Origin of the sequence: Streptomyces sp. NPDC088746, assembly GCF_044751065.1 — a bacterium.
Classification (GTDB): domain Bacteria; phylum Actinomycetota; class Actinomycetes; order Streptomycetales; family Streptomycetaceae; genus Streptomyces.
On the sequence record NZ_JBIVLA010000009.1, the window covers coordinates 278074 to 292975 of the forward strand.

Sequence of the window (14902 nt, forward strand, 5' to 3'; positions counted from 1 at the left end):
ATAATCGGTATCCATCACGTCTATTCATGCCTGGTCGGCGCCCTACCGGCGCCCTACCGCAGGAGGAGCCCCGTGAATCTCGCCAGCCTCGACCTGAATCTGGTCGTCGCCCTGCGTGCTCTCCTGGAGGAACGCAACGTCACCAGGGCCGGTCAGCGCGTGGGGCTCAGCCAGCCCGCCATGAGCGCGGCGCTCGCACGCCTGCGCCGGCACTTCGACGACGATCTGCTCGCGCGGGTCGGCGGCCACTACGAGCTCACCGCGCTCGGCCAGGTCCTCCTCGACCGCACGTCCACCGCCTACGCCGTGCTGGAGCGTCTCTTCGCCAGCCAGGCCGACTTCGACCCGGCCGAGGAGAGCCGTGAGTTCAAGCTCGTCGCGTCCGACTACGCGGTCGCCCTCTTCGGCACCGAACTGGCCCACGTCGTGCACGAGGAGGCGCCCGGCATCCGGCTCCGCTTCACCCACACCCCCTCCACGGTGGTCGACGACACCGCCACCCTGCTCAGCGCCACCGACGGCCTGCTCATGCCGCACGGCGTCATCAGCGACTTCCCCGCCACCGATCTCTACGACGACCGCTGGGTCTTCCTCGTCGCGGACGACCACCCGAGCGTCGACGGCCCGCTGACCCAGCAGGACCTCGCCCGGCTGCCCTGGGTCACCTACCAGCGCACGTACGACGCCCCCGCCATGCGGCAGTTGGGGATGCTCGGCATCGAGCCGCGGGTGGAGGTCTCCGTCGACAGCTTCCAGCTGCTGCCGCTCCTGGTGGCCGGCACGCGGCGCATCGCCCTCGTCCAGGCCCGGCTCGCCCGGCTCCTCTCCCCGGTCGCCGCCGTCCGGATCGTGGAGCCCCCGTACGAAGCGGTGCCGCTGCGGGAAGCGCTGTGGTGGCACCCGGTGCACACGCACGACGCCGCCCACATCTGGCTCCGGGAGACCGCCGCCCGGGTCGGCAGACGTCTGGCAGGCCCGCCCGCGGTATGACGCCCCGGGCGGTTCCGCGGGGCGGAGCCCACGGGCGGGCTCGGTGCATGCCATCCATGGCGCGGATCGCCGGGCTCCGGCCGATGGGCCCCGGCGGCAGGTGCGCCCGGCGGGCCGTCGTGGCGCGGTACGCCCGCTCAGCCGTTCGGCGGCGCGGCGACCGACGTGACCACACCGCCGCGGCGCGGGGGCGGCTTCCACGCCCGGCCGGGGCCCGCGGGGCGGTATGGCGTAGCGCACAGCGGACCCGCCCGCCCCCGGGTGTCCCCGCCCGCCGATCCCTTGCGGGAGCGCGGGAACAGGGCTTCCTCCGGCCTGCCGTCCCGCAGGCCGCTGTGACCCGGATCTCTACCGCGCCGCCCGCTTCCGCTGGCACTGTGGTCGGGTCACGGGGGACGCCCACTGCCGAACGACCGAGCGAGATGCCATGACCGCGACCACAGCCGAGAACCGGACCCACAGCCGCGCCCGCACCGGCGGCCCCAAGGACGGGCCGAAGGTCCTGGAGCACATCCTGGGCTGGACGCTCGTCGTCGTCCTCGCCATGTTCGTCACCCCGGCCGGACTGATGTGACCGTGAACGACGGTGGGGTGGGGCGCCCGCCCGGCACCCCACCCCTGACCCGCCCTGCGGGTCGTGTACCCCGTCGGGGCTAGTTGATGGCCCGGATCAGCTCACCGTCCGTCGTGTCGCCGCTGAGCTCCCAGAAGAACGTGCCTCCCAGGCCCTGCTCGTTCTTGTAGTCCATCTTCGTGGCGACGGTGGCCGGGGTGTCGTAGCTCCACCAGTCGGTGCCGCAGAGGGCGTACGCCGTCCCGGCGACCGTGCTGGTGGCCGGGCAGCTGTTCTTCAGGACCTTGTAGTCCTCGATGCCCGCCTCGTACGTCCCCGGGGCCGCCCCGGTCGCGGTGCCACCCGGTTCCTCCTGGGTGACGCCGGTCCAGCCGCGTCCGTAGAAGCCGATGCCCAGCAGGAGCTTCTCCGAGGGGATGCCCAGGCCCTTGAGCTTGGAGATCGCCGCGTCACTGTTGAAGCCCTCCGTCGGGATGCCCGGGTAGGAGGTCAGCGGTGAGTGCGGAGCCGTCGGCCCCTGCGCCGCGAACGCGCCGAAGAAGTCGTACGTCATCGGGTTGTACCAGTCCAGGTACTTCGCCGCTCCCGCATAGTCCACCGCGTCGATCTTGCCGCCGTCGGACCCGTCCGCCGTGATCGCCGAGGTGATCAGATTGCCGGTGCCGAACTTCGAGCGCAGCGCCGACAGGAGGCCGCCGTACGCGTCGCGGCCGCTGGTGTCGCAGGTCAGCCCGCAGGCGTTCGGGTACTCCCAGTCGATGTCGATGCCGTCGAAGACGTCGGCCCAGCGCGGGTCCTCGACCAGGTCGTAGCAGGACTCGGCGAAGGCGGCGGGGTTCTGCGCGGCCTCCCCGAAGCCGCCGGACCAGCTCCAGCCGCCGAAGGACCAGATGACCTTCAGGTCGGGGTGCAGCTTCTTCAGCTTGCGCAACTGGTTGAAGTTGCCGCGGAGTTCCTGGTCCCAGGTGTCCGCGACGCCGTCCACCGACTGGTCCGCGGTGTAGGCCTTCTCGTAGTCGGCGTAGCTGTCGCCGATGGTGCACTTGCCGCCCTGGACGTTGCCGAAGGCGTAGTTGATGTGCGTCAGCTTGTCGGCCGAGCCTGACGTCTCGATGTTCTTGACGTGGTAATTGCGGTCGTACACACCCCAGTTGGTGAAGTATCCGACCACCTTGTCGCCGGCCGCGGTGGGCGCGGCTTCGGCGGCTGCCGGTGCGGAGACCTCGGAAGCGGAAGGGGCGGCACCCGCGGAGGACGTACCGGCGACGCCGAGCAGAGCGGCTCCGAGCGCGGCGGTACAGAGGGTGGCGGTGAGCGCCCGGAGACGGGCGCGAGGACGGTGAAGTCCGGTCATTGTGGCTCCTCGTGGGGGAGGGCTTGGGCGTGGGGGGCGCCTGCCCCGCGCCATCCGGAATTGGCATGGACGCGATGAGGCATTGGGGGAGACCGTAGAAGGACTAGACCAGTTGGGTCAATGGTTCGGACCAATTTCCTCGGCACCGGCTCCGGCTGCCCGGTGACGCGTGCGCTCCGATCGGGCATACTCAACGCGCCACAGCCGCTGGCCAGCGCCTCCCGTGATCCGGGAAGGCAGGATCGGCTGCGGAGCCGTAGATTTCCGGGCATCGCCCGGGACCACCCGGCGGTGCTGCGCACACCCCGCGCGCGACCGCCGTCACGCCCGACAGGGAGGAGAGCGCCGTCATGTCCGACCGTGCCCCGCAGCCGGTGGAACGCCGTCTGCCCACCGAGGAGTCCCGGCAGCTCGTCGAGCTCGTACGCGACATCGTGTCGAAGGAAATCGCTCCCCGGGCGGCCGAGGAGGAGGAAGCGGGCTTCTTCCCGCGCCCGGTCTTCACCCTGCTCTCCGAAGCCGGCCTGCTCGGACTGCCGTACGACTCCGCGTACGGCGGCGGCGACCAGCCGTACGAGGTCTACCTCCAGGTGCTCGAAGAGCTCGCGGCGGCCCGGCTCACCGTCGGCCTCGGCGTCAGCGTCCACTCCCTGGCCTGTCACGCGCTCGCCGGATACGGCACCGAGGCGCAGCGGGCCGCCCACCTCCCCGCCATGCTCTCGGGCGGCCTGCTCGGCGCCTACTGCCTCTCCGAGCCGTCCTCGGGGTCCGACGCCGCCTCGCTCCGCACCAAGGCGGTCCGGGACGGCGAGGACTGGGTCCTCACCGGCACCAAGGCCTGGATCACGCACGGAGGTATCGCCGACTTCTACACGGTGCTCGCCCGCACCGGGGAGGACGGCCCGCGTGGCATCACCGCCTTCCTCGTGCCCGGCGACACCGAGGGCCTCGGTGCGGCCCTGCCCGAGAAGAAGATGGGCATGAAGGGCTCGCCCACCGCCCAGCTGCACTTCGACGGCGTACGGATCTCCGGCGACCGCCGCATCGGTGACGAGGGGCAGGGCTTCGCCATCGCCCTGTCCGCGCTCGACTCGGGGCGGCTGGGAATCGCCGCCTGCGCCATCGGCGTCGCCCAGGCGGCCCTGGACGAGGCCGTCGGATACGCCACCGACCGGCGCCAGTTCGGCCGGCCCATCGCGGACTTCCAGGGGCTGCGCTTCATGCTCGCCGACATGGCCACCCACATCGAGGCCGGCCGGGCGCTCTACCTGGAGGCGGCACGGCTCCGCGACGCCGGCCTCCCGTTCTCACGGCAGGCGGCCATGGCGAAGCTGTTCTGCACCGACGCGGCCATGCGGGTGACCACCGACGCGGTCCAGGTCCTCGGGGGCTACGGCTACACCCTCGACTTCCCGGTCGAGCGGCTGATGCGCGAGGCCAAGGTGCTCCAGATCGTCGAAGGCACCAATCAGATCCAGCGCATGGTCATCGCCCGTCACCTCGCGGGTCCCGAGACGCACTGACCCGGACGGGCCGGTCCGACCAGACCGGTGTCGTCATGATCCGGTTCCACTCCTGGTCATGGCGGCCCGGCAGGGCCCGGCCCGAGCTCTCCCAATGGCGCAGCATGGCCCGGTAGATGGGAGGGTCGGTGGAGTGCGGCGCGGACGGCCCCGTGGCCTCCCCGGCCGGCGGTCCGGGCCGGGGAACCGATTCTCCGGACGCCGGTGCGGCGAGACGGCGGCGTACGGGGCCGGCCGTTGAATGCGGCGTGGTCATACAGAGCCAACGCGCCACGGGGCCCCGGGTCACTGCCCGGCCGATTAGCGCGCCCGTTCCTCGGGTGCAGCGGCCACCGGCCGGTGAGCTGACCGCACCACGCCGGCCCCGCCGTCGTGGTGCGCGCGAAGGTGCGCCCTCGGGGCGCGCAACCGTCAGGCGGCGTGACGCCGCGCCTGCGGCACGTACCGCAGGGGACGGGAACCCGGGCCGCCGGCGTGCGAGAAGGGCTGCATCCGCCAGTCGAGCCCCTGAGGAAGCGTCAACAGCAGCGCGGTCTCCTGCTCCTGGGCCTCGAGCGACTCGTCGGCCGGGCGCGCCTTGGAGGCGTCACGGTTCGTACCGGGGCAGACGGTGAGGACGAAGGGGTTCCACGGCGTGGGGCACAGCGCGTGCTCGGGAAGTACGTCCTCGTCCGCCAGCAGGGCGATCGGCTGGGCGCAGTCCGGGCAGATCACCCGGTACATCTCGAACGTGTCGTACGGGTCGGGAACGGCGTCCTCGTCCGGAGCGGCGTAATCCTCGGACTCCGGTTCGGTACGTCCGGTGAGCTTCAGGCTCTGCATGGTTCTTTCCCCCCTCGGGTGGGCCGACAAGGCGCCACGGCCTCGGCCACAGCAAGCACTTCCCGTCGGAAGTCGGACGTAACCGTGGCGCCCTCGGCTACCGGCCCGTAAACCTGTGGCATTCGTCACATGGCCCTCGAACGTGCCCTTCCGGGGGCCCTGCGGCTGTGCCTGGACGGCCCGGGGCCATAGGTTGATCCGCATGGAGGAGCTGGACCGTCAGATTGTGGAGTTGCTCGTCAAGGACGGGCGGATGAGCTACACCGACCTGGGCAAGGCCACCGGCCTGTCCACCTCGGCCGTTCATCAGCGTGTCCGCCGGCTGGAGCAGCGCGGGGTGATCCGGGGCTACGCCGCGGTCGTCGACCCCGAAGCCGTCGGCCTGCCCCTCACCGCGTTCATCTCGGTGAAACCCTTCGACCCGAGCGCACCTGACGACATCGCCGAACGGCTTGCCGGTGTGCCGGAGCTGGAGGCGTGCCACAGCGTCGCGGGCGACGAGAACTACATCCTCAAGGTGCGGGTCTCCAGTCCCCTGGAGCTGGAGCACCTGCTGACCCGCATCCGCACCCTCGCCGGCGTCTCCACCCGCACGACCGTCGTGCTCTCCACGCCCTACGAGGCGCGTCCGCCGCGTATCTGAGGGTTCCGCCCGGCGTTTCTGAGGGTTCCGCCCGGCGTTTCTGAGGGTTCCGCCCGGCGTTTCTGAGGGTTCCGCCCGGCGTTGCGGAGGGGGCGGGGGAGGCGCGGGACCCGGCAGGCGCGAGACTGGTCCCATGACCGAGAGCACCGCCCCCCAGAGCGAACACCGCACCGTGCTGCTGCGCGGTGGAGACGTCCACAGCCCCGCCGACCCGTTCGCCACCGCGATGGTCGTCGAACGCGGCCATGTCGCGTGGGTGGGATCGGAGGGGGCGGCCGACGCCTTCGCGAGCGGCGTCGACGAGGTGATCGACCTGGAGGGGGCGCTGGTCACCCCGGCCTTCACGGACTCCCACGTCCACACCACGTCGACCGGACTCGCCCTCACGGGGCTGGACCTCTCCGGTGCGCGCTCGCTCGCCGACGCCCTCGGACTCGTGCGTGCGTTCGCGAACGGCCACGCGGGAGCCGGGGCCATCCTCGGCCACGGCTGGGACGCCGCCCGCTGGCCGGAGCAGCGGCCCCCGTCGCGCGGCGAGCTCGACGAAGCGGCCGGCGGCAGGGCCGTCTATCTGCCCCGTGTGGACGTCCACTCCGCCGTCGTGACCACGGCGCTGCTGGACCTGGTGCCCGGCGTCACCGAGCTGCCCGGCTACCACCCCGACGCCCCGCTGACCGGCGACGCCCACCACGCGGTGCGCGCCGCCGCCCACGGTGCCGTCACGCCGGCGCAGCGGGCGCTGGCCCAGCGCGCCGCCCTGGCACACGCCGCATCCCTCGGGATCGGCACCGTGCACGAGTGCGCGGGCCCCGAGATCTCGGACGAGGAGGACTTCACCGGGCTGCTGAAGCTCGCCTCCGAGCAGCCCGGCCCCCGGGTCTTCGGATACTGGGCCGAGCCCGTCGAGGACGAGAAGGGCGCACGCCGTATCCGCGAGCTCGGTGCCGTCGGCGCGGCCGGAGACCTCTTCGTCGACGGCTCCCTGGGCTCGCACACCGCCCTCCTGCACGAGCCGTACGCCGACGCCCCGCACACGGGCACCGGCCGCCTCGACGCCGCGCGGATCGCCGCACACGTGACGGCGTGCACCGAGGCGGGGCTCCAGGCCGGCTTCCACGCCATCGGCGACGCGGCCGTGTCCGCCGTGGTCGCCGGCGTCAGGGCCGCCGCCGAGATTCTCGGGCTCGCCCGGATCAGGGCCGCCAGGCACCGGGTGGAACACGCCGAGATGCTCACCCCGGAGACCGTCGCCGCCTTCGCGGAACTGGGCCTCACCGCCTCCGTCCAGCCCGCCTTCGACGCCGCCTGGGGCGGCCCCGACGGCATGTACGCCCGGCGCCTGGGCGCGGAGCGTGCCGCGACCCTCAACCCCTACGCGGCCCTGCTGCGCGCGGGCGTGCCCCTCGCCTTCGGCTCGGACAGCCCGGTCACCCCCCTGGACCCCTGGGGCACGGTGCGGGCCGCCGCCCATCACCGCACACCCGAGCACCGTGTCTCCGTACGCGCCGGTTTCACCGCCCACACACGGGGCGGCTGGCGGGCCGTCGGGCGGGACGACGGCGGCGTGCTCGTCCCGGGAGCCCCGGCCGACTACGCCGTCTGGCGTACCGGCGACCTGCTGGTCCAGGCGCCGGACGACCGGGTGGCGCGATGGTCCACCGATCCCCGTTCCGGCACCCCCGGCCTGCCCGATCTCACCCCGGGCGCGGAGCTCCCGGTCTGTCTGCGGACGGTGGTCTTCGGACAAACTGTCTACGTGCGGCCGAACGAGTGACGTCGGGACATTCCGTACCGCCGATCGAAGGCGCCGGGGCTCTGCCACGACCTGTGCGTCCTCGGTGCTGACCAGGCGTTTTCAGGAGAAACAGCAGGTAGAGCGGCTGTTGACAGCATGTGCCCAGGGGCCGGTAGGTTCGGCCGGGTCCACCACTGGACGTCCGACCGGTCAAACCTCCACGCAGTCGTCGAACGCCGCTGGGTCATGGGGCGGTGTGCCGCACCGGTGCACCACCACTGACAGCCAGGTTCAGCGCCCGCGCCTCGGGGGCGAGGGAAGGTTTCGTCCGGACGGCAGGTGCGACCCGGGTGGGGCCCGGAGGTTCAGTAGACAACGGCTCTCGGTCGACCCGCAGCCAGCGGGTCCCAGGTCGGCCCGAAGGACGCCGGGCCCCGATCCGCAGTGCTGTCCTTCTGTCCCCAGTTCCACGCTTCTGTCCGCGCGCCACACGCCACCCCGTGACCGTGTCGGAGTCCGGCCGCGTCGTGCTGGATATGGTGTGCACCTGCGTACGGACTTTAAGGGGCAGTAGTGAACGACGGCGGTCAGAGGCAGTTCGGCCCGCTCGGCACAGTCTTGGTGATCATTCCGACCTACAACGAGGCCGAGAACGTCAAGCTGATCGTCGCCCGGGTGCGCGCCGCCGTGCCGGAAGCGGACATCCTCGTCGCCGACGACAACAGCCCCGACGGCACCGGCAAGGTCGCGGACGAGCTCGCGGCCGGCGACAGCCAGGTGCACGTCCTGCACCGCCAGGGCAAGGAAGGGCTCGGGGCCGCCTATCTGGCCGGCTTCCGCTGGGGCTCCGAGCACGGCTACGGCGTCCTGGTCGAGATGGACGCGGACGGCTCGCACCAGCCCGAGGAACTGCCCCGGCTCCTCACCGCGCTGAAGGGCGCCGACCTGGTCCTCGGCTCGCGCTGGGTCCCCGGCGGCCGCGTGGTCAACTGGCCCCGGCACCGCGAGATGATCTCGCGCGGCGGCAGCCTCTACTCCCGGATGCTGCTGGGCCTCTCCGTGCGGGACGTCACCGGCGGTTACCGAGCCTTCCGCACCGGGACCCTGGACGGTCTCGGCCTGGACCAGGTCGCCTCACAGGGCTACTGCTTCCAGGTCGACCTGGCCCGGCGGGCCGTCGAGGCCGGCTATCACGTCGTGGAGGTGCCGATCACCTTCATGGAGCGGGAGATCGGTGACTCCAAGATGAGCCGCGACATCCTCGTCGAGGCCCTGTGGCGGGTCACCGGCTGGGGCATCACCGGCCGGGCCAACAAGGTGCTGGGCCGCAAGACCTCCTGACCGCCCCGCCGGGGCCTCATGATCACCCCCTTACGCCGCTTGCACGCCCGTACAGGCACACTGGGGACATGACGACCGGCACACCGCCTCCGACCCGTCCACGGCGCTCACGCGCCCGTACCCTCCTGCCGCTGGGCGTCGCAGCCTGGCTGGTGCTGGAGATCTGGCTGCTGACCGTGGTCGCCGGTGCGACGAACGGCTTCACCGTGCTGCTGATCCTGGTCGCCGGCGCCGTGCTCGGCGGAGCGGTGATCAAGCGTGCGGGCCGGCGGGCCTTCCGCAACCTCACCGAGACCCTCCAGCGGATGCCGGGGCAGCCCGGCGCTCCCGAGACCCCGGCCGCGGCCCCGGCCGGAAGCAAGGGCAACGGCTTCCTGATGCTGGGCGGCCTGCTCCTGATGATCCCCGGCGTGATCTCCGACGCGGCGGGGCTCCTGCTCCTGCTGCCCCCGGTCCGCTCCTTGCTCGGGCGCTACGCGGAACGCTCCCTGGAGACCCGGATGCGCGCGGCGAGGCCCGGAGGCCTCTCCGACGCCTTCCAGCAGGCCCGTATCCACCGCCCGGACGGCAAGGTGGTCCCGGGTGAGGTCATCCGCGAGGACGGCACTCCCGCCCGGCCCCGCCCCGACGACGGCCAGGGCCCGGACCGCCCGCCGCTGATCCCCTGACACGGCGGCCGTCGGACGCACCCCTGACGCGAAGCCGTCGCGCCGCCGGACGTACCCCTGGCGCGACAGCCGTCGGACGACGAAGAGCCGCGGGCCGCGACACATGTTCTGTGTCGCGGCCCGCGGCTCTTGATCTTTGCGGTGATACGCGGTCAGGCAGACTTCCTGCTGTCCCGCGGGTGCACGGCGATGTTCATGGCACCGGAGCGCAGAACCGCCAGCCTCTCGGCCAGCACCTCCTCGAGCTCCTCGCGTGTACGCCGCTCCATGAGCATGTCCCAGTGCGTACGCGCAGGCTTGCCCTTCTTCTCCTCGGGGCCATCCCCGTCCACCAGGAGTGCCGTGGCGCCGCACGCCTTGCACTCCCACTCCGCCGGAATTTCCGCCTCTACCGAGAACGGCATCTCAAATCGATGTCCGTTCGGGCATGCGTACTCCACCGCCTGGCGCGGGGCCAGATCGATGCCGCGGTCCGTCTCGTAGCTGGTAACCACGAGTCGCGTACCGCGGAGAGCTCGCTCACTCATGAATCGTGCCTCCCGGGCTTGTCGCCCACAGGACAGGTGTCGCTGTCGTCGTCATCCGGTCAACGTCCGGTCGGCGGTAAAGATTCCCGTTGCCGGTCATGCGTCGCCCGTCGTGCCGCTGCTTGGTCTGGGTCTCCTACCCAACGGTGCCCGGTTTGTCACATCTGGTCGAAGTTGTCACCCAACGGTTCGGCTTCTTCCACTCGCAGTAACGGTCCGCCGAGCACACCAAAGGCGTACACTACCGGCCTTTCAGTTCAACGTCTAAATCCGGTCCGGCACGGGATTGCCCGCGGCGGCCACCGCGGCCCGTACGGGAACCCTCGCCAGCAGCGCCGAACCGACCGCGAAGAAGAGCACCAGGGACAGGATCGCATCCCGGTAACTGCCGGTGAGCTGGTAGCCGAGACCGAAGACCAGGGGCCCCAGCCAGCTGAGTCCCCGGTCGCTCATCTCGTAGGCGGAGAAGTACTCCGCCTCCTTGCCGCGCGGGACCAGGTGCGAGAACAGGGACCGTGAGAGGGCCTGGCTCCCGCCCATCACGAGCCCGATCGCGGCCGCCAGGACGTAGAAGAACACCGGCGCGTCGGCGGGCAGCACGTAGGCCGCGGCGAGGATCAGCGTCCAGACGGCCAGCGAGGCGAGAATCGTGCGCTTCGCCCCGTACATCCGGGCGAGCCGCCCCATGCCCAGGGCCCCCGCCACCGCGAGGACCTGCACGAGCAGCACCGCAGTGATCAGGGTCGTCTGGTCGAGGCCGAGTTCCTCGGAGCCGTACAGCGACGCCTGGGAGATCACCGTCTGGATGCCGTCGTTGTAGACCAGGTAGGCGAGCAGGAAGGCCAGTGTGAGCGGGTGGCGGCGCATGTCGCGCAGCGTCGCCCGCAGCTGCCGCCAGCCGGAGCCGACCGCGCCGTCGCCGCCCGGTGCCACCCGGCGGTCACGCAGCCGGCGCAGGGGCACGAGGGAGAAGGCGCCCCACCACACGCCGGCCGAGGCGATGCAGATCCGGACCGCGTCGGTCTCGGACAGCCCGAACGAGTCGTGGCCGGTGTAGAGGACCAGGTTCAGGAGGAGAACGAACGCGCCCGAGGTGTACCCGAAGGCCCAGCCGCGGGAGGAGACAGCGTCGCGTTCCTCCGGGGTGGCGATCTGGGGGAGGTACGCGTTGTAGAGGGCCATCGACACGGAGATGGACGCGTTCGCCACGATCAGCAGGAAGGCACCCAGCAGATAGCGGTGGCCGTCCAGGAAGAACATGCAGGCCGTCGCCGTCGCACCCGTGTACGCGGCTGCCGCGAGCAGCGGCTTCTTGCGTCCCGTGCGGTCCGCCGCGGCGCCGACCACCGGCATCACGATCACGGCCACGATGATGGACACCGACACGGTGTACGCGAAGAGCGATCCCGCCCGTACGGGTATGCCCAGCGGATGCACGTACCCCTCCGCGTCGGCGGCCGCCTTGGCTATCGACGTCAGGTAGGGGCCGAGGAAGACCGTCACGACGCTGGTGGAATACACGGAGCACGCGAAGTCGTAGAAATACCAGCCGCGTTGCTCTCGTCTGCGTCCGGCGGCCTCGGCCGGCGGTCCGGCCGGATCCTCCGTCCCTGCGATACCGGTGCTCACGCAGCGCCCCCTCGTTCGTCCCGTGCGGACGCGGCGGGTCCCGGCGTCAGGCCCAGGCCCCCCGCTCGCTCAGCACCGTGCGCAGCGTCTCGATGTGATCGGTCATGATGCCATCCACCCCGAGGTCCAGGAGGGCCGCCATCCGTTCCGGTTCGTTGACCGTCCAGACATGGACCTGCAGCCCGCGCGCGTGAGCCGTGCGGACGAAGCTCCGGTCGACGACACGGACGCCGTTCTGGCTCTCCGGGACCTGTGCGCAGACCGCACCCGCCCGGAGCGCAGCCGGTACGCCGTACGAACGCAGCCTCAGGCCGAGCACGCCGCGCACCCCGTACGAGGTGGCCAGGCGGGGGCCCGCGAGGCGGTGGGCCCTGGCCACGCGCGCCTCGGAGAACGACCCCACGCACACCCGGTCCCACGCACCGGTCCTGCGGATCAGGTCGACGAGCGGCACGAGGGCGGGCTCCGCCTTGATGTCCACGTTCCACCGGGCGTCCGGGAACTCCTCCAGCAGTTCCTCGAAGAGCGGCAGCGGCTCGCTGCCCGCCACCCTCGCCCGGCGCACCTCGCTCCAGGGCAGCCCGGCTATCCGCCCCCGGGAGTCCGTCACCCGGTCCAGGGTCGCGTCGTGGAAGGCGACCAGACGGCCGTCCGCCGTGGCATGCACATCCGTCTCGAAGTAGCGGTAGCCGATGCCGGCCGCGCGCCGGAAGGCGGCTGCGGTGTTCTCGACGCCGTCCGCCGCCCCGCCCCGGTGGGCGAACGGGATCGTCGAGGGATGGTCCAGATAGGGGTGGCGCCCCGAAGTCACTGCGGTCACCGCGGAAGTATCGCCTCTCGCGGTGTCCGCCCGGCAACGGGCACGGTGCGGGGCCCCGGCGCGGGGAGGTCGAAGAAGCGCAGGAAGAACTGGGCGAGCGGGCCGATGGCCAGGGCGTAGAGGACCGTGCCGACGCCCAGTGAACCGCCGAGGAGGAAGCCGGTCACGACCACCGCCACCTCGATCGCCGTACGCACCAGCCTGATCGAACGGCCCGTGAGCCGGTTCAGACCCGTCATCAGGCCGTCGCGCGGCCCGGGGCCGAAGCGCGCGGAGATGTACAGGCCCGTGGCGACCCCGTTGAGCACGATGCCCGCGGCCATCACCGGGATCTGCGACCCGAGGCCGTGCACATCCGGTACGAGGGCGAGGGTGCCGTCCATCGCGATGCCCACGGCGAAGACGTTGGAGACGGTGCCGAGCCCCGGGCGCTGCCGGATGGGGATCCACAGGAGCAGGACGACCGCCCCGACGATGATGGAGACGACCCCGATGGAGATGCCGGTCCGCTCGGCGAGGCCCTGGTGCAGCACGCCCCACGGTTCGAGTCCGAGCCCGGCGCGGACCAGGAGCGCGGAACTCGCCCCGTACAGGGCCAGGCCCACGTAGAGGTGGGTCAGCCGCCGGGCGAGCCGGCTGCCGCTCCGGGAGGTGATGTCGGACAAGTGGTGCCCCCTGTGTGGTGGTAGTGGACTGTTGCATGTCACTCTGTGGCAGGGGATTGGCTGCCAACTATGGCCAATCCGAGGAAGGTGGACTGATTTACATGGCGCAGTGGACTTCGACCGTCGGCGCGGCGCAGCTCGCCCGTCAGCTCCAGGGCCAGCAGGCGCGCCCCCTGCCGCCGGGTTCGCGCAAGCCGCCGGCCTACCGTGCCCTGGCCGACGGTGTCCGCCTGCTCGTCCTGGAGGGCCGCGTCCCGGTCGCCGCGCGGCTTCCCGCCGAACGCGAGCTCGCGCTGGCCCTGTCCCTCAGCCGGACCACCGTCGCCGCGGCGTACGAGGCGCTCCGGGCGGAGGGGTTCCTGGAGTCGCGCCGCGGCGCCGGCAGCTGGACCGCGGTCCCCGCCGGCAACCCGCTGCCCGCCCGGGGCCTCGAACCGCTGCCCCCGGAGTCGCTCGGCTCCATGATCGACCTGGGCTGCGCCTCCCTGCCCGCCCCGGAGCCGTGGCTGACCCGGGCCGTCCAGGGCGCCCTGGAGGAGCTGCCGCCGTACGCCCATACGCACGGCGACTACCCGGCCGGTCTTCCCGCGCTGCGGCAGATGATCGCGGACCGCTACACCGGGCACGGCATCCCCACGATGCCCGAACAGATCATGGTGACCACCGGGGCGATGGGCGCCATCGACGCCATCTGTCATCTCTTCGCCGGACGCGGCGAGCGCATCGCCGTGGAGTCCCCGAGCTACGCCAACATCCTCCAGCTCATGCGCGAGGCGGGCGCCAGGCTGGTGCCCGTGGCGATGGAGGAGGGTCTCGGCGGCTGGGACATGAACCGCTGGCGACAGGTCCTGCGGGACGCCGCCCCGAGGCTGGCCTACGTCGTCGCCGACTTCCACAACCCCACCGGTGCCCTGGCCGACGAGCAGCAGCGCCGCGCCCTGGTCGAGGCCGCGCGGTCGGCGGGCACGGTCCTGGTGGTCGACGAGACCATGCACGAACTGCGGCTGGACCCGGATCTCGAGATGCCCCGCAGGGTCTGCGCGTTCGATCCCGCCGGCAGCACCGTCCTGACCGTCGGTTCCGCGAGCAAGGCCTTCTGGGCCGGCATGCGGATCGGCTGGGTGCGGGCGGCCCCGGACGTCATCCGCAGCCTGGTCGCGGCACGCGCGTACGCCGACATGGGGACGCCCGTGCTGGAACAGCTCGCCATCAACTGGCTGATGCGGACGGGCGGCTGGGAGCAGGCCGTGGAGATCCGGCGCGAGCAGGCCCGGGAGAACAGGGACGACCTGGTGCGCGCCCTGCGCCGGGAGCTCCCGGCGTGGGAGTTCGAGGTGCCCGCCGGCGGCCTCACCCTGTGGGTGCGCAGCGGCGGCCTCTCCGGGTCCCGGCTGGCCGTGGCGGGCGAACGGGTCGGCGTCCGCGTCCCGTCCGGGCCCCGGTTCGGGGTCGACGGCGCCTTCGAGGGCTATGTGCGGCTGCCCTTCACGGTGGGCGGCCCGGTGGCGGACGAGGCGGCGCTGCGGCTGGCCGCCGCCGCCGAGCTGGTCGGCTCCGGTGCGAGCGCGGGAGCCGAGGCGCCCCGGACCTTCGTGGCCTGAGGCGCCCCGG

At 72.0% G+C, this 14902-nt stretch carries 14 protein-coding genes; 8 read left to right on the plus strand and 6 right to left on the minus strand.

Going from position 1 to position 14902, the window contains the following annotated elements; genetic code table 11:
* Positions 1 to 72: 72 nt before the first annotated feature.
* Both ACIP63_RS32740 and ACIP63_RS32745 read left to right on the plus strand, forming a co-directional pair.
* Complete coding sequence (locus tag ACIP63_RS32740) at positions 73 to 990, plus strand: LysR family transcriptional regulator (RefSeq protein WP_401523066.1); 918 nt, start codon at positions 73 to 75, stop codon at positions 988 to 990.
* 427 nt (positions 991 to 1417) lie between these two features.
* The gene (locus tag ACIP63_RS32745; RefSeq protein WP_401523069.1) at positions 1418 to 1564 is read left to right on the plus strand and encodes an SCO1431 family membrane protein; all 147 of its coding nucleotides are present in this window, start codon (positions 1418 to 1420) and stop codon (positions 1562 to 1564) included.
* 79 nt (positions 1565 to 1643) lie between these two features.
* On the opposite strand, the gene ACIP63_RS32750 is transcribed toward ACIP63_RS32745, so the two are convergent.
* Entirely contained in the window at positions 1644 to 2918 is a 1275-nt protein-coding gene (locus tag ACIP63_RS32750; RefSeq protein ID WP_401523072.1) for a glycoside hydrolase family 18 protein, read from the minus strand.
* Positions 2919 to 3268: 350 nt separating this feature from the next.
* Between ACIP63_RS32750 and ACIP63_RS32755 the strand changes: the two genes are divergently transcribed.
* Positions 3269 to 4441: an acyl-CoA dehydrogenase family protein gene (locus tag ACIP63_RS32755; protein ID WP_401523075.1), complete on the plus strand. Its 1173-nt coding sequence runs from the start codon at positions 3269 to 3271 to the stop codon at positions 4439 to 4441.
* Between the two features lie 411 nt (positions 4442 to 4852).
* Here the strand turns inward: ACIP63_RS32755 and ACIP63_RS32760 are convergent, their stop codons facing one another.
* On the minus strand, positions 4853 to 5263 hold the full coding sequence (locus tag ACIP63_RS32760) for a hypothetical protein (protein WP_401523078.1): 411 nt from the start codon (positions 5261 to 5263) through the stop codon (positions 4853 to 4855).
* 202 nt (positions 5264 to 5465) lie between these two features.
* On the opposite strand from ACIP63_RS32760, the gene ACIP63_RS32765 reads away from it, so the two are divergent.
* The 4 genes from ACIP63_RS32765 to fxsA all read left to right on the plus strand — a co-directional run bounded on the left by ACIP63_RS32765 (position 5466) and on the right by fxsA (position 9650).
* On the plus strand, positions 5466 to 5906 hold the full coding sequence (locus ACIP63_RS32765; RefSeq protein WP_033304241.1) for an Lrp/AsnC family transcriptional regulator: 441 nt from the start codon (positions 5466 to 5468) through the stop codon (positions 5904 to 5906).
* Positions 5907 to 6039: 133 nt separating this feature from the next.
* On the plus strand, positions 6040 to 7680 hold the full coding sequence (locus ACIP63_RS32770) for an amidohydrolase (RefSeq protein ID WP_401523081.1): 1641 nt from the start codon (positions 6040 to 6042) through the stop codon (positions 7678 to 7680).
* 534 nt (positions 7681 to 8214) lie between these two features.
* Positions 8215 to 8982, plus strand: a complete 768-nt coding sequence (locus ACIP63_RS32775) for a polyprenol monophosphomannose synthase (protein ID WP_401523084.1) — start codon at positions 8215 to 8217, stop codon at positions 8980 to 8982.
* Between the two features lie 68 nt (positions 8983 to 9050).
* On the plus strand, positions 9051 to 9650 hold the full coding sequence (fxsA, locus tag ACIP63_RS32780; protein WP_401523087.1) for an FxsA family membrane protein: 600 nt from the start codon (positions 9051 to 9053) through the stop codon (positions 9648 to 9650).
* A 152-nt stretch (positions 9651 to 9802) separates the two neighbouring features.
* Here fxsA and ACIP63_RS32785 read toward each other — a convergent pair whose 3' ends face one another.
* The 4 genes from ACIP63_RS32785 to ACIP63_RS32800 all read right to left on the minus strand — a co-directional run bounded on the left by ACIP63_RS32785 (position 9803) and on the right by ACIP63_RS32800 (position 13291).
* A complete protein-coding gene (locus tag ACIP63_RS32785; protein WP_078598328.1) occupies positions 9803 to 10177 on the minus strand; it encodes an RNA polymerase-binding protein RbpA in 375 nt (124 codons plus the stop codon).
* A gap of 264 nt (positions 10178 to 10441) precedes the next feature.
* Positions 10442 to 11806: an MFS transporter gene (locus ACIP63_RS32790; protein ID WP_401523090.1), complete on the minus strand. Its 1365-nt coding sequence runs from the start codon at positions 11804 to 11806 to the stop codon at positions 10442 to 10444.
* A gap of 46 nt (positions 11807 to 11852) precedes the next feature.
* A complete protein-coding gene (locus tag ACIP63_RS32795; protein ID WP_401523173.1) occupies positions 11853 to 12617 on the minus strand; it encodes a glycerophosphodiester phosphodiesterase in 765 nt (254 codons plus the stop codon).
* Between the two features lie 5 nt (positions 12618 to 12622).
* Entirely contained in the window at positions 12623 to 13291 is a 669-nt protein-coding gene (locus tag ACIP63_RS32800; RefSeq protein ID WP_401523093.1) for a YitT family protein, read from the minus strand.
* Between the two features lie 101 nt (positions 13292 to 13392).
* Between ACIP63_RS32800 and ACIP63_RS32805 the strand changes: the two genes are divergently transcribed.
* Positions 13393 to 14892, plus strand: a complete 1500-nt coding sequence (locus tag ACIP63_RS32805; protein ID WP_401523096.1) for a PLP-dependent aminotransferase family protein — start codon at positions 13393 to 13395, stop codon at positions 14890 to 14892.
* Positions 14893 to 14902 lie beyond the last annotated feature (10 nt).

What these genes read in the sequence shown, in the direction of transcription:
- ACIP63_RS32805 (WP_401523096.1), top strand. Translation starts at nt 13,393, where the DNA reads ATGGCGCAGTGGACTTCGACCGTCGGCGCGGCGCAGCTCGCCCGTCAG.
- ACIP63_RS32745 (WP_401523069.1), top strand. Translation starts at nt 1,418, where the DNA reads ATGACCGCGACCACAGCCGAGAACCGGACCCACAGCCGCGCCCGCACC.
- ACIP63_RS32755 (WP_401523075.1), top strand. Translation starts at nt 3,269, where the DNA reads ATGTCCGACCGTGCCCCGCAGCCGGTGGAACGCCGTCTGCCCACCGAG.
- ACIP63_RS32760 (WP_401523078.1), bottom strand. Translation starts at nt 5,263, where the DNA reads ATGCAGAGCCTGAAGCTCACCGGACGTACCGAACCGGAGTCCGAGGAT.
- fxsA (WP_401523087.1), top strand. Translation starts at nt 9,051, where the DNA reads ATGACGACCGGCACACCGCCTCCGACCCGTCCACGGCGCTCACGCGCC.
- ACIP63_RS32750 (WP_401523072.1), bottom strand. Translation starts at nt 2,918, where the DNA reads ATGACCGGACTTCACCGTCCTCGCGCCCGTCTCCGGGCGCTCACCGCC.
- ACIP63_RS32770 (WP_401523081.1), top strand. Translation starts at nt 6,040, where the DNA reads ATGACCGAGAGCACCGCCCCCCAGAGCGAACACCGCACCGTGCTGCTG.
- ACIP63_RS32785 (WP_078598328.1), bottom strand. Translation starts at nt 10,177, where the DNA reads ATGAGTGAGCGAGCTCTCCGCGGTACGCGACTCGTGGTTACCAGCTAC.
- ACIP63_RS32765 (WP_033304241.1), top strand. Translation starts at nt 5,466, where the DNA reads ATGGAGGAGCTGGACCGTCAGATTGTGGAGTTGCTCGTCAAGGACGGG.